Genomic DNA, 14959 nt, shown 5'->3' with positions numbered 1-14959 from the left:
TAAACAAAAAATTAAAATATGTACTAAAACATCGGTAAAAGCGTGTTTTCAGAACATTTTTTAGTTTAAAAAACCTGCATTTTAATGCAGGTAAAAATTACTTAAATGTTTTTTCTATCTCAGCCATCATTCAGCCAAAACGATCGTTTGCTCAATCTTTTTGTCTTTCAGTAGCAAAGATATAAAACTTAATTTTTGGTTCAGTTCCACTAGGTCTAAGAGCCATTCAGTCATATAAACCATTATTCATAAATTCTAATTTCAACATGTCGCTTGGAGCAACTTCTTTATTGCCATTAGAAAAATCAATTAACTTACTATTATGTAAATGTAAGTTTCTAAATTTATGTTTGATGTCATTTAACTGATGTGGATTACTTGGATCTAAATCGATTGTAAAACTTTTTGAAACTACATATCCATATTTTTTATAGATATCTTCAAGATCATCAAGTAGTGTTCGACCCTTAGTTTTTGATTCACTTGCAATTTGTGAAAGAATTACAAGTGATTGCAATGCATCTTTATCAGCTGCCATATTTTCATCTAAAAGTGACCCATAAGATTCTTCAAAACCAAATAGTAATTTAGCGTTTTTATCGTTTTCTTTTAAACGTTTAATTAACTCACCGATTCACTTAAATCCTGTTGCTGTTTCATAAACAGCAACATTATTTTCCTTAGCAATTGTTGCAGGTAAAGTTGTTGAAACAAATGAATGAATTAAATATTTATTTTCTGTTTTTCTATTTTTGATTAAGTAATCAAAAATTAAAATGGCTGTTTCGTTACCAGTTAAAAGTTGGTATTCACCATCTTTATCTTTTACACCTAAACCAACTCGATCTGAATCAGGATCTGTTACCATTAAGATATCTGCATCATTTTCTTTAGCAATTTTAATCAGTCTTTCATAGGCTGATTTTGATTCAGGATTAGGATTAGCAACATAAGTAAATTCTTTATCTTCTTTCATTACTTCTTCATCATAAACAGCATTAACTTTTAGTTTTTTAAAAATGTGTTTTGCGTATTTAGCACCAGTTCCATGTAATGGTGAAAAGGCTACTTTAAGATTTGAAAAATCAGCGTTTTTACTTGCTAATTTAACTAAATCATTTTTATATTTGTCAATTAAAGTAAGATCTTTTTCAAGATCATCTTCAGCATATAAAAATAATTTATTACTTTTATCAAACTTAAAGTGTTTTTTAGGATATAGGTTGTAGTCTTCAAATTGTTCCACAATTTCATCAACTTCATAAGGTAGAATTTGGTAGCCAAATTCATTATAAAGTTTGATTCCGTTGTATTCTTTTGTGTTATGTGAAGCGGTAATATTAACTGCTCCTTGGGCTTTTTTATGTTTAACTAGATATGAAACTAATGGTGTAGGAGTGATTTCTCTTCCATAGTAAACATTAATTTTATAGTAGTTTAAAACTGCAGCAGCAGCTTCAGCAAATTGCTTGCTTTGATTACGATTGTCACGGCCAATGACAATTGCAATTTTTTTTCTTTTGCCGTATTTTTTTAGAAGGCTTTTTGCAAAACCTTCGATTACTCGTTGTACATGTTTGACATTTAATTGAGATTCGTGATCACCAATTACGCCACGCATTCCGGCTGTACCAAATTCTAATTTCATTAAAACTCCTTCTTTTCTATGTTTAAATAATAGAATTTCTTGTTTTTTATGCATTATTTAACATTTTGAAAATGTCAATAATTCAGTAAATTTAAAAATGTACATATTAATTTTACTAAATTAGTTATTTTATTCTTTTAGAAATTGCTAATATTTTTAATAAATTTGGCCAAAATGAAAAATTTTTCACATTTATCTGCAAAGACAGAAAATTTGATATTTTTGCAGGTTAAAAAATTATAAAAATGTAAAATAAAAGTAGGTGATAAGTTAAACATTAGGTTATTATTTAATGGAGACAATTATTACTTTAAAAGAGAGAGAAAAAGAGGTCAAAATGAAGATTTGATATGTTTCAGCCGAGAGTTATCCATTTATCAAAACAGGTGGATTAGGAGATGTTAGTTACGCCTTCCCTCGTGCTTTAAGTAAAATCGGAGTAAAGGCAAGAGTGATCTTACCCTTCTTTTACACGATACCTGAAAAGTATACTTCACAAATGGTAGACTACTTACAATGAAGTATGCAACTTGGTTCTAAAAATTACCAAGTTATTGTTAAACAACTTAGATATGGAAATATCGATTATTTCTTTATCGCCAAAAATGAAAACCCTGACAACAAACTATTAAGCATCTATAGTAATTACACTAATGCTTTCGACTTTATGTTTTTTTCAAAGGCAATCATCCGTTTCTTAGAAATCGAAGATGAAAAACCTGAGATCTTACATTTAAACGATTGACATACAGGTTTAATTGCTTTACTACTTAAAATGTCAGGAAATTCTGAGTTAAGTAAAATCAAGGTAATTTTTACAATTCACAATTTACAATACCAAGGACAATTCGGTGCTGAGCATGTGTTGTCTGCTTTTGGTTGAGAAAAAAATAAAAACGTAATTGAAAAAACTGTTAGTGATGGAGTGTTTTCATTTATGAAAACTGGAATTGTCTATTCAGACAGAGTCACAACAGTTAGTCCAACTTATATGTTAGAAATTCAAGGTGGCGAATTTGGAATGGGACTTGATGGATTATTAAGAGAACATTCTAGCAAGTTATCAGGTATCTTAAATGGTCTTGATACAGAAATCTATAGCCCTAGTGCCGATGAATTTTTAAAAGAAAACTATGATGAAAACACTTGAGAAAGAGCTAAAAAAGTTAATAAAAAATTCTTACAAGAAAAATCTAATTTAGAAGTTAGTGACTCTAAATTCGTAGTTGGAATTGTATCAAGATTAGCAAATCAAAAAGGATTTGATATTTTTGATTTAGCATTACCAATTTTACAAAACGAAAACCCTGATATTCAATTTGTAATTTTAGGTACAGGTGACAAAGTTTATGAAAATAATCTAGCAAGAACTTGTCATAACCAAAACAAAAACTGTACATTTATTAATGATTTTAGTGAGGAATTTGCTCACCAAATTTATGCAGGTTCTGATGCCTTTTTAGTGCCATCATATTTTGAGCCTTGTGGTCTAACACAATTAATTTCATTGAAATATGGATCAGTACCAATCGTTAGAAAAACAGGTGGTTTAGCTGATACAGTTATTGATATTGAAAAACCAAATGCAACTGGATTTAACTTTGAAAAATTCTCAGTTGAAGAACTAGTTGCCGTTGTTAAAAAAGCCGAAAATGTATTCCAAAATGATAAAAAACGTTGAACTGAAATCGTCAATGCAGGAATTAGATCGAGATTCAGTTGAGATGTCATTGCCGAACAATATTTGGAGCTTTATAAACAACATGTCGCAAAATAGTAAGAAAACAAACTTAAAAAAAGTTGATATTTTAAAATTTACTGAAGGGTGGCATTCAAGCCTTTACGATGAACTTGGTGTTCATCCTATTTCTGATGAGACAGGTTCAGGATTTATTTTTAGAGTCTATGCACCTAATGCAAAACACGTTAATGTTTTAATTTTTAAGGGAATTGAAACACATGTTTTTGCTACAGTTAAAAAAGAACACGGAATTTGAGAAACAATTATCCATGGTTTAACTTATGGAGATTTTTACAAATTCGAAGTTATTGATTGAAATAACTTTTCAAAATATAAAACAGACCCTTTTGGTTTTTATAACCAACAGGCACCGTTTTTTAATAGCATAATTTATGATCGCAAAAGATATAAATGGCATGATAAAGAATTCCTAAAAGCACGGAAAACACGGGATTTTCGTTCAGAACCAATGGCAATTTATGAAGTCCATTTAGGTTCATGAAAAAAAACTTTAGACAATCAGTTTTTAAATTATAAAGACTTAGCTCACTTATTAATTGACTACGTTTTAGATATGGGTTATACTCATATTGAATTTTTACCATTAGCTGAGCACCCTTTTATTGGTTCTTGAGGATACCAAGTTACTGGTTATTTCGGGGCTACAAGTCGTTATGGAAATCCTGATGAGTTAAAATATTTAATTGATTATGCTCATAAAAATGGCATCAAAGTAATCATGGATTTTGTTCCAGTTCACTACAATAAAGATGATCACGGGTTATATAAATTCGATGGAACTCATTCAACTTTCTCATCAGAAATTGAATTTGACAGAGAAAATTATTTATGGGGAACAGCTAATTTTGATCTAGGAAAAAATGAAGTAAAAAGTTTTTTACTTTCTGCTCTAAACTATTGAATTGAAGAATTTCATATTGATGGCTTTCGTTTTGATGCAGTTTCTTACATAATTTATTATCAAGGAAATTCCAAAGCAGGTGTTAATCCTGATGGAGTGGAATTTATCAAAAGCACTATTTCAAACATCAAAAAACTACATCCAGATATCTTAATTATTGCCGAAGATTCATCAGCATTTCCTGATGTTACAAAAGCAATTGCAGATGGTGGATTAGGTTTTGATTTAAAATGAGATCTAGGTTTTTCAAACGATTTATTTCGTTTTATGAAGAAAGAATTCATTGAAAGAAAACACAGTTTTAATGCTTTCAATGACATAACTTTTTCAATGGTTTATAACTTCAATGAAAAGTTTTTACTTGCTTTTTCACATGATGAAGTAGTTCACCTAAAACGCTCATTAATGAATAAAAGCCCTGGTTTTTATGACCAAAAAATGAGACAATCAAAGTTAATGATTTCTTATATGTTTGCTCATCCAGGTAAAAAACTTTTATTCATGGGAATTGATATTGCTCAGTTCAAAGAATGAAATGAAAGAGTCAGTTTAGATTGACATCTTTTAGAAAATCAATTGCATTATCAACATTGAGATTTTGTCAAGGATTTAATCCATACATATAAACAGCAACCTTCTTTATATGTCAAAGATTTTGATAAAGATGCTTTTGAATGAGTTTTAGTAAATGAACTTGATAATATTTTTGTTTTCAAACGCTATGGAAAAACAAAAAACGATGAAATGCTAGTTGTTTTAAATTTCTCTGATAACTACTATGAAAATTATAGTTTTAAGTTAAATCTAAATAGTAAAACACCTTTAAACATTAGATACAGCGAAATTTTAAATAGTGACAATTTAAAATATGGAGGTAGTGGTGCAATTAACAGCCTAAGTGCTGAAAATGGCATTCTCGATCCTTTCCAAGACTATGAAAATAGTTGAAGGTTATCTTTAAAAATTGCACCTTTTGCAGCAATTTTTTTAAAAAAAATTAAGAAGTAATTCAGAAAGTTCACTAACATGCCAACAAGTTTAATACCTCAGTTTTTTCAAAACAACTACCGTGAAAATTTGCAAGCCTACTATGATAGGTGAGATTTAGTCACATTAAGCGCCCCTAAGAATTTTTATCATAAGGGTGATGCTTTCAATATTTTTATTGAGCAAGAACATACCACTTATCAAGCCTATATTTTAAATATTGAATCTTATGAAGGTAGAGACTATGTTAAGTTAAAAGTGCCAAGGCGCTTATATAATGTGCGTAGCCGCCATTATATTATTGATAAAGAAAATAATCATATTCCGATCAAAGCAGGTTCGATTGTTTTTCAACCAGATTTTGACCGTTTTATTTATTATTCAGGTAATGATCTAGGTTATCACTATAGTAAAGAAGAAACTAAATTTGTTTTATATGCACCTTTAGCTATTTCTGTTAGTTTAGTAATTTATAACCCTGATACTAAGGAAGAATTACAAAGAGTCTTAATGGAAGACCGTAATAACGGCACTTACAGTGTAACACTTGATGGCGATTGTGAATTAATTCATTATCGTTATGCAGTTTTTTCTAATGATGAAGAAACCTTAACAGTTGATCCTTACGCTTTTGCTTCAAATGCAAATAGTGAATTTTCTTGTGTCATTGATAAGTCAAAAACTGATTCAGCAATGGAATTTCCTAAGGTTAAAAAACCTATTAAAAACTATACAGATGCTATTATTTATGAATTAAATGTCAGGGATTTTACTGATAGTGGTTTTTTTGGCAATCGAGGTAAATTTTTAGGTTTAACTGAAGAAAATTTAAAGGATCAACAAGGCAATAAAATCGGTTTAGATTATTTAATTGAACTAGGCATTACGCACGTACAATTACTTCCCATTTATGATTTTCAAACTATAAATGAGATGACTTATCCAAAGGCAAATGAATATAACTGAGGTTATGATCCAGTGCAGTTTAACGTGCCTGAAGGCTCGTACGCTCTTTATCCTAATAACCCTTATAGCCGTATTTTTGAACTCAAAAAAATGATTTCAAAATTGCATGAAAAAAACATTGCAGTAGTCATGGATGTGGTTTTTAACCACGTTTATCAAACTTCTAATTTTTCATGACAAAAAATTATTCCTGGTTATTATTTTCGCTTTGATCAACACGGATTTTTTTCCAACGCATCAGGAGTTGGTAACGATGTTGCTAGCGAAAGATTGATGGTGAGAAAATACATAGTTGATATGTGTCGCTATTGAATCACTGAATTTAAATTAGATGGATTTAGATTTGATTTAATGGGTTTAATTGATGTTGAAACCATGAACGCTATTACTAAAATGGCGCATAAAATTAATCCTAATTTTATTATTTATGGTGAAGGTTGAAACATGCCAACTGCTTCATTATTACCAATGGCTCATATGCAACATCACCAAATGCTCCCAAAAATCGGCTTTTTCAATGATTATTTTAGAAATACAATTCGTGGTAGTCATTGAGATAAAAACGATACAGGGTATGCTAGTGGAAACTTTTTAGTTTTTAATAAAGCTTCAAACGCCATCATGGCATCACTAGGAATTAACGGCTTTCACTCAATTTTTGATGAACCCTGACAAAGTGTTAACTATATTGAAGTTCATGATAATCAAACTTTTTATGATTTTATTCAAGAGCAATTACCAACTTATAATGATGATACGTTGCAAAAAATTGCCTTAATGGGATTAGCAATTGTGATTTTATCACAAGGAATTCCTGTGATTCATTCAGGTCAAGAATTATTCAGAACTAAGTTTGGTGAAGATAATACTTATAATAAATCAATCAGTTATAACCGTTTTGATTGAAACAAAATTAGTGAGCATTATTGGGATTTAAACTTCATCAAAAGACTGATTTCAATTAGAAAAACCTACTCTCTATTCAGATTAAATACAAAGGCAGATATTCAAAAATATATAAAAGTAGAACGCTCAAAAAGTGGGCTTACTGTCTATATTTTAGAAAATGAAGTAGATAATTTTCTAGTTTTAATCAACAACACCAGTTACAATCAAGACTACTTTTTTACAAATGGTAAAATGCATGTCTTGACTAATAACTATCATCAATATCCTGAAATGGATGATGAAAAAATTACTATTAGACCATTTGGTTTTTACGTGTTACATAAACCCGTAAAAAGATAAGGAAAAGATATGAAAAAAGAAACAGTCGCTTTAATTTTAGCAGGGGGACAAGGTTCAAGACTTGGTAAGTTAACCGAACATATAGCTAAACCAGCAGTACCTTTTGGAGGTCGTTATCGCATTATCGATTTTGCTCTAAGTAACTGTACAAATAGTGGAATTGAAACAGTCGGAATTTTAACACAATACAAACCACTTGCCTTAACTAGGCATATTGGTGTGGGAATGGCTTGAGATTTAGACCGTTTAAACGCAGGAATTACGATTTTATCACCACAAGTTAAAGGTAAAACAGGTAATTGATATGAAGGAACAGCACATGCTGTTTATGAAAATTTTGAATATATTGAAGAATATGATCCTGAATATTTATTAATCCTTTCAGGAGATCATATTTACAAAATGGACTATTCTTTATTAATTGATTATCATAAAAATCATGAAGCAGATGTCACAATTGCTGCGATGGAAGTGCCTTGAGAAGATGCTAGCCGTTTTGGTATTTTAAATGTTGATAGCGAGCGCAAAATCGTTGAATTTGAAGAAAAACCAGCAAAACCTAAATCAAATTTAGCTTCAATGGGAATCTATGTTTTTAGTTGGAAAGTTTTAAGAGATGTAATGAACTACTGTACTGAAAACAAAATCAATGTTCATGATTTTGGACACAATGTTTTACCTTACATGCTAAAAGCAGGTAAAAGCATTTTTGCCTATCCATTTGTTGGCTATTGACGTGATGTTGGTACTGTTGCTAGTTATTGAGAAGCAAATCTTGACTTAATCAACTATCAAAGTGAACTAGATTTATCAGATCGTAAATGAGTAATTTACACAAAAGGAAATAGTTTACCACCTCAATATATTGGTGATAGTGCAACTATTAAAAAGTCATTTATTGCTAATGGATCAGTGATTTATGGACATGTGGAAAATTCCATGATTTTTCCAGGTGTAACCATTGAAAAAGGTGCAGTTGTTAAAGATTCAGTGGTTATGGGTCTATCTAAAGTAGGAGCAAATTCTAAAATAACTAAATCAGTAGTTATGGAAAATGTTGAAGTTCCTGAAAATAAAGTAATTAAAGCAGATGATGAAAACGAAGTTTTTGTTTATGCAGGAGAGGGTAAATAATGTCACTACATAAGAATGTAATTGCAATCGTTGATGCTAACGAAAATGCAAGTCGTATTCGTGGTTTAGGTGTATCACATGCTAAACCAATCATGCCTGTTTTAGCACGTTATAACTTAGTTGATTTTGCTTTTTCTAACTTAATTTATGCAGGTATTTACCCAGTATTTTTATTAGTAGATAAACCTAATCGCCATATTTTCAACTACATTGGTACAGGTAGTCCATGAAACTTAAATCGCAGAAGTAATGGAATTCACTACTTATTTTCAACCAAGGAACAAATTGGTACGGGTAACAATTTAGGTGCTTTATATAAAACTGTTTCATTTGTTAAAAGTATCGACCGTGATGTTGTTTTGATAACAAATACTAATACAATTAATCGCATTGATTATGTTGAAATGTATGAAAAACTAAAAACATCTGGAGCAGATATTGTTTGAGCATTTCGCCGTGAGGCAAATCACGATCGCTACTTAAACATGGAAATTTTAAAGTTCAACGCTCGAACTGAAAAAGTTGTTAATTTTGGAATTAATACAGGAAGTAAAGAAGAAATAAAAATTGATTTAGGAATTTTTATGATGTCTAAAAAAATGTATTTATCCTTAATCAATGAAGCTGTTGAATTAAATATTAATAGCAAGTTCGAAACTTTCTTAAAATCAAAAGTTGAAGAATTAAAAATTATTGCTTATGAAATCGATACATGAGTAGGATTTTTAAATAGTGCTGAAGAATATTTTGAAAACCAATTAAAACTAATGAATGATCAAAATATTGCAGTGGAAACTTTCGCAAAATTTCCACTTTACACTCGTGAGTTAGACCAAACTTCATCATATTATAGCCAAAGTGCTAGCGTTTCAAATTCCTTATTAGCAAGTGGTTGCAAAATTAAGGGAAAAGTTAAAAATTCAATTCTTTTTAGAGGAGTTGAAATCGGTAAAAATGCTGAGGTTGAAGACTCAATTATTTTAAGTAATGTCATCATTGGAGATAACGTTAAACTTAAAAATATTATTATTGATGAGAACGCAATTATATCTGCTGAGAAGACATTAATTGCAGATAAAAAATCACCATTAGTAATAATGAAAAATTCTAAAATTTAGTTCTAAAAAAGCCTTTTTTCCGAGCTATTTGGAAGAAAGGTTTTTTATTTTGCCTATTTTGAATGAAGTGATAAAAGTAAATTTGGACACTCTAAAATCTAGGGATAACTCTGTTTTTTTAGTGTGTTTTTACATGCAAGTTACGACTTTTTTAACTTTTTTTAAGTGTCTAAAATAAGGTCTTTAAAAGGTAGAAATTACTTAATTATTAAGTTGGTTAATTGAATAAAAAAATATGAAAACTATTTACTAATTAACCTATAAAAACAAACATATTTTAAGCAGATTTATTCAAAAAAATACTTTTAAAAAGTTTTTCAAAAAAACTTCAAAAGATGGAGTAAAAGTCAATCTGAAAATGAAAATAAAGCAGTTTTTTTCAGAATTGTCTCAAATTTCTAAAAAATCGTTGTTCAGGCGAAATAAAATTGAAAAAAATATGAAAATTTTCATATTTTGAAGAATTAATGAAGAAAAATTCTATATCTTATTTTTTAATATTATCATTTAGATATATTAAATTTGCTTCTGGGAGGAGTTATGAAAAAATTAATAAATAAGAGCGAGAACATTGTTCGAGAAATGCTCGAAGGAATTGCCTTTGCAAATCCTAATTTAAAAGTTGATTACGAAAATCAAGTTGTTTATAAAAAGAATTTAAATAAAGATAAAGTTACCTTAATTTCAGGTGGAGGTTCAGGTCACGAACCTGCGCATGCTGGTTATGTTGCAAAAGGGATGCTTGATGCAGCAGTTTGTGGAGAAGTTTTCACTTCACCAACATCAATCATGGTTAATGAAGCAATTGAATTAACTAAAAGTAATAAAGGTACTTTATTAATAATTAAAAACTATACAGGTGATGTTTTAAATTTTACTATCGCTAAAGATATGGCTAGTGAAATGGGTTACAATGTCGAAACAGTAGTTGTAAATGATGATGTAGCAGTTGAAAATTCAACCTATACAGCAGGTAGAAGAGGGATTGCAGGAACTATTTTTGTTCATAAAATTGCAGGTGCAGCAGCTGAAAAAGGTATGAGTCTTTTAGAGGTTAAAAGAGTTGCTGAGAAAGTCATTAATAACGTTAAAAGCATGGGCCTATCAATTGGTCAGGCAATCGTTCCTTCAGTTGGTAAAGCATCATTTACTTTAGAAGATGATGAAATTGAATTAGGTTTAGGAATTCACGGTGAACCTGGAGTTAAAAAAGAAAAAATGCAATCATCTGAATTTCTAGTTTGAAAATTATTAGATCATATTTTAGTTGAAGATGATTATACTAAAGGTGAAGTTGCTATTTTATTAAATGGGTTAGGTGGTACACCACTGATGGAACAATATATTGCTTTAAATGATGCTAAAAAGTATCTAGAAAGCAAAAACATTAAAGTTACATATGCAAAAGTAGGTAACTTTATGACTGCTTTAGAAATGCCAGGAATTTCTATTTCATTATTAAAAATGGATTCAGAAATTAAAGAATTATTATTAGAGAAAAGTGAAGCAAGCCAATGATAGATAACCATAAATTAGTAGAAATTTTTAAAGCTATTGCAAGAGAAATCAGTTTAAGAAAAGATGAATTAACTGAATTAGATAGACTAATTGGTGATAGCGACCATGGCACCAATATGGACAGAGGTTTTAGTTATGTCTTGAGTGAAATTGATAACTATAAAGAAAAAGATTTAAGTGAAATTTTTACTTTCGTAGGCAAATCATTAATGGCTAAAATTGGTGGCGCTTCAGGTCCTTTATATGGTATGGTATTTGTCAGAGCTGCAACGATTTTTAAAGATCAAACAGTTTTAAATGAAGATTTATTTCAAAGATTTTTAACTTCAGCAGTTGCTTCTTTACAAACTTATGGACAAGCTAATTATCTAGATAAAACTATGTTAGATGTTTGAATGCCTTTAAATAAGGAATATCAACATAACAAAAACAAAATGGATTTAATTAAACAAATTGATGAATATGTAATGGCTACAAAAGTTCGACAAGCTTTAAAAGGTCGTGCTTCTTATTTAAAAGAGCGTTCAATCGGTGTCATTGACCCAGGTTCATTATCCAGTTCAATAATTTTGAAAGAATTTATTAAGGAAATTTAAAATGCACTTAGTAATTGTTACTCACTCATACTCTTTTACAGAGCATATCATTAAGTACTTAAAAGCAATGATCCCTGATTTAGATCTTGCTTATGTACATAATGCTTCAGGTTTAGATGAAACCATCATCGGTACTAGTCCGATGCGTATCTTAGATACAATTAATGAAGTTTCTGATCAAGAAATCATTTTAGCAGCAGATTTAGGTAGCAGTATGATCAATTCTGCACTTGCTCAAGAAATGATCGATGATAAGAAAATTCACCTAGTTAAAGGACCTTTTTTAGAATCTCTTTTCAGTGTTTCAAGTTTATTAAATTCAGGTATTGAATTTAATGAAATGATTAAAATTTGCGATGAAATCGCTGTTAAATAATTTTTTATCATTAGATACTAAAAATAGAAAAAAGTTTAAAAAATCAAAGAAAAATAGTTTTTTTGTCAAAATCATTGCTTATTTGTTTAAATATCAATAGTAGATGAGAGACCATGAAAAATAAAAAACTATTGCTTGTTCCGAGCCTAATAATTGCTGCAGCTTCAACTGCGGCTTTTATTGCATGCGCTGGCAATGGTGGCGGTAATCTTACAGAAGCAAATCAAGTTTTTCAAGATAATGTTAAAGTTTTATCTGCATTTAGTAATTCAGAAATAATTATTAGTCAAAAAGTAAACATTGACACATATATTGCTGATTTACAAAAACGTGCTCAAAAGTCTCCGACAAACGCTGTGCATAAAATTCTAAAAGATTTTAATATTTCTTTAAATCTAAATAATTTAGATTTAACTTTTGAAATTGATATTACAAAAAAAGAAAGTAATAGTTTTTTAATTGACTTAACTTTAATTGAAGCTACAAATAAGGCGAATTTTGAATTTAATATTAAATACAAAGATATATCAGGTTCATTAAGTTCAATTGAAAGCAATATTTTGCAACTACAAAATAAATTAGTTAATAAAGTAGCGATTAAATCAACTAGAACAATTGATGAATTTATTGAAGAATTAAATAATTTAGATAGCGATTTATTAATAGATACTTTTTGACAATACATTGGATTAGAAAAAGCAGATCTAGATTTATTTTATGAATTAATTATTCATAAATTAGATGAAGCAAATTTAGCGTTTCAATTTAAATTTTATCGTGCTGGCGAAAACCCTAAAATTTACCAAAAGAATCTAAAATACGAAAGAATTACATCTAAAGAATTTTCAACTCTTGAAAATGAATTCAAAGCAATTAGTACTAAAGTTGCAGGTTTAGAAACAATAACTTCATCTCATGAATCAGCATCTGATTTTGTTGAAAAAATTACATCATTAAAACCAATGCAACAAATTGAAATGTTGCAAAATTCTTTTGCAACAACTTTTGAAAAAATTAAACAAACTAAACTGACATTTCAATTTGAAGTTATTGATCAAGATATTAAAGTTACATTTAGATTGAATTTCAAAAATGAAAATGAATTAAGTTTTGAAAAAACTTTTAACTACCAGCAAGAAAATAAATTCTTTTCATCAACAAAACCTAGTGATTTATCATATTCAAGTGCAATCGACATTAATGGTGACTCAAATAAAAAAATCCAAGTTGATAGCAATATTTATTCAAACAGTGATTATATAAATGGTTATAACTCACCATCTGATTTAGAAATAAGAAGCGTTGAATTTCCTAGAAGTGAACACTTTTTATTCATTAACGACAACTATAAAAAAATATGACAAAGAACAACTTATTTAAATATTAAAAATAATTCAACTAATACTAGCGAAGATGCTTCGAGTGCTTCAGGTACTGCATGAATTTTAGATTATAAAGTTGATGAATTTAATTCATATCCAAGAACTTGGTATTTTGCAACTAATATTCATGTTGCAAAACATATTCATAATTCAGAAAGTTATGTGCAAGATAATCTTGAAGGTGCTGAGACATCAGAAGTTTTAATGACTATCGTTAAACCACAAGATTGATGATCATATAAAACAGGTACAAGTTTAAACTTCTTAACTTTAAAAGGCAAAGCTTTACCTAAAGTGGTTTATTTAGGTTTAGATTATTTAAACACATCACCTAAGAATTGAAATAGCGACTTTCTTGCAGAAGAAGCTATTGATTTTGCTGTTTTAGAAGTTACCTTTGATAATGATGAAGACGCTAAAAATATGACACAATTATATGCAGGATCTGAATCAGCCAAAAATATCGTTGCTAGTGATTTAACCGATAAAACTGAACTAGAAAACGAATTTTATTCTGCAGGATTTAGTTCAAATGGATTCTATTCAGTGAATCCAAAAATAAATATGCCTCAATATAATGATTATTGCAAAGATTGTTTTAAACAAGTTAAAACTCATCCTGAACTTGAATATGAATCAGATAAATACAACGAATGATTAAAAGAAGGTAATAGTCTGGCTATCGTTCCTTATTTATCATCTAATAATGAAAATAACGGTATTTCAGATGCGCTTTTAAGTATTAAGACTCAATTAAGTTATCGTGGAAATAGATACCAGTTTCAAGGCTTAACTTATGCTTTAGCAAATACAGCAATGGGTAATGGTTCATCAGGTTCACTTGTTACTTATAAAGATGATCCACTAGCCATTTTATTTTCTAACTACTTTAATACAGATATCGGTTTAGCTTTTGGATTAAGAAGTGAAGGTGTAGTTTGAGATAAAATTAAAAACTACCAAAGCCCTGCTTATGACATCGTAAACGGGAACAAAAACCAATATCACAAAGCTCAAAAATCTTCATATTTTAGTGCAATTAAGAAAATTGCAAATGGGCAATTTAAAACTAAACTATTTGATTCATGAGAAGAAAAAACTGAATAAAAAAATACACAATTAATTGTTTTGATTAGCAAATTAATTTGTGTATTTTTATTTACTATATATTTTTTAAAAAAACTGCAAACTGTATTCAAAAACTATATACAGGTATTAAAAAAATATGATTTTATGTAAATAAAACAAAATTTTTTGTAAGCAAAAAATGAGTAAAAAAAATGAAATTGCTAATAACAATTTCACTAAAATATTTTTTCAAAT

10 protein-coding genes are annotated in these 14959 nt (G+C 29.1%); 9 read left to right on the top strand and 1 reads right to left on the bottom strand.

Annotation, left to right across the window (positions count from 1 at the left end; translation table 4 throughout):
- Positions 1-97: 97 nt before the first annotated feature.
- Positions 98-1648, bottom strand: coding sequence for a phospho-sugar mutase (locus CJF60_RS02010; RefSeq protein ID WP_159444205.1), 1551 nt, complete (start codon positions 1646-1648; stop codon positions 98-100).
- A gap of 292 nt (positions 1649-1940) precedes the next feature.
- On the opposite strand from CJF60_RS02010, the gene CJF60_RS02005 reads away from it, so the two are divergent.
- The 9 genes from CJF60_RS02005 to CJF60_RS01965 all read left to right on the top strand — a co-directional run bounded on the left by CJF60_RS02005 (position 1941) and on the right by CJF60_RS01965 (position 14743).
- Positions 1941-3425, top strand: a complete 1485-nt coding sequence (locus CJF60_RS02005; protein ID WP_084232436.1) for a glycogen synthase — start codon at positions 1941-1943, stop codon at positions 3423-3425.
- A complete protein-coding gene (glgB, locus tag CJF60_RS02000) occupies positions 3313-5319 on the top strand; it encodes a 1,4-alpha-glucan branching protein GlgB (RefSeq protein WP_180737977.1) in 2007 nt (668 codons plus the stop codon). Before CJF60_RS02005 ends, glgB begins: the two co-directional genes overlap by 113 nt.
- Positions 5320-5337: 18 nt before the next feature.
- Positions 5338-7512 (top strand): type I pullulanase, encoded by a 2175-nt coding sequence (gene pulA, locus CJF60_RS01995; protein WP_084232434.1) that lies wholly within the window; start codon positions 5338-5340, stop codon positions 7510-7512.
- Positions 7513-7521: 9 nt separating this feature from the next.
- Entirely contained in the window at positions 7522-8646 is a 1125-nt protein-coding gene (locus tag CJF60_RS01990; protein ID WP_084232433.1) for a glucose-1-phosphate adenylyltransferase, read from the top strand.
- The gene (glgD, locus tag CJF60_RS01985; RefSeq protein ID WP_084232432.1) at positions 8646-9764 is read left to right on the top strand and encodes a glucose-1-phosphate adenylyltransferase subunit GlgD; all 1119 of its coding nucleotides are present in this window, start codon (positions 8646-8648) and stop codon (positions 9762-9764) included. Before CJF60_RS01990 ends, glgD begins: the two co-directional genes overlap by 1 nt.
- Positions 9765-10304: 540 nt before the next feature.
- A complete protein-coding gene (gene dhaK / locus CJF60_RS01980; protein WP_084232431.1) occupies positions 10305-11285 on the top strand; it encodes a dihydroxyacetone kinase subunit DhaK in 981 nt (326 codons plus the stop codon).
- Positions 11279-11878, top strand: coding sequence for a dihydroxyacetone kinase subunit DhaL (gene dhaL, locus CJF60_RS01975; protein ID WP_084232430.1), 600 nt, complete (start codon positions 11279-11281; stop codon positions 11876-11878). The genes dhaK and dhaL overlap by 7 nt, the downstream gene beginning before the upstream one ends.
- 1 nt (position 11879) lies before the next feature.
- Positions 11880-12254 (top strand): PTS-dependent dihydroxyacetone kinase phosphotransferase subunit DhaM, encoded by a 375-nt coding sequence (locus CJF60_RS01970; RefSeq protein ID WP_084232429.1) that lies wholly within the window; start codon positions 11880-11882, stop codon positions 12252-12254.
- Positions 12255-12367: 113 nt separating this feature from the next.
- Positions 12368-14743 (top strand): MIP family Ig-specific serine endopeptidase, encoded by a 2376-nt coding sequence (locus CJF60_RS01965; RefSeq protein ID WP_084232428.1) that lies wholly within the window; start codon positions 12368-12370, stop codon positions 14741-14743.
- The last annotated feature ends 216 nt before the right edge of the window (positions 14744-14959 follow it).

This window comes from Mycoplasmopsis agassizii (genome assembly GCF_002272945.1).
GTDB lineage: Bacteria > Bacillota_I > Bacilli_A > Mycoplasmatales > Metamycoplasmataceae > Mycoplasmopsis_B > Mycoplasmopsis_B agassizii.
The sequence above is the reverse complement of the archived record's forward strand: the minus strand, read 5'-3'. Positions and strand labels throughout refer to the sequence as shown.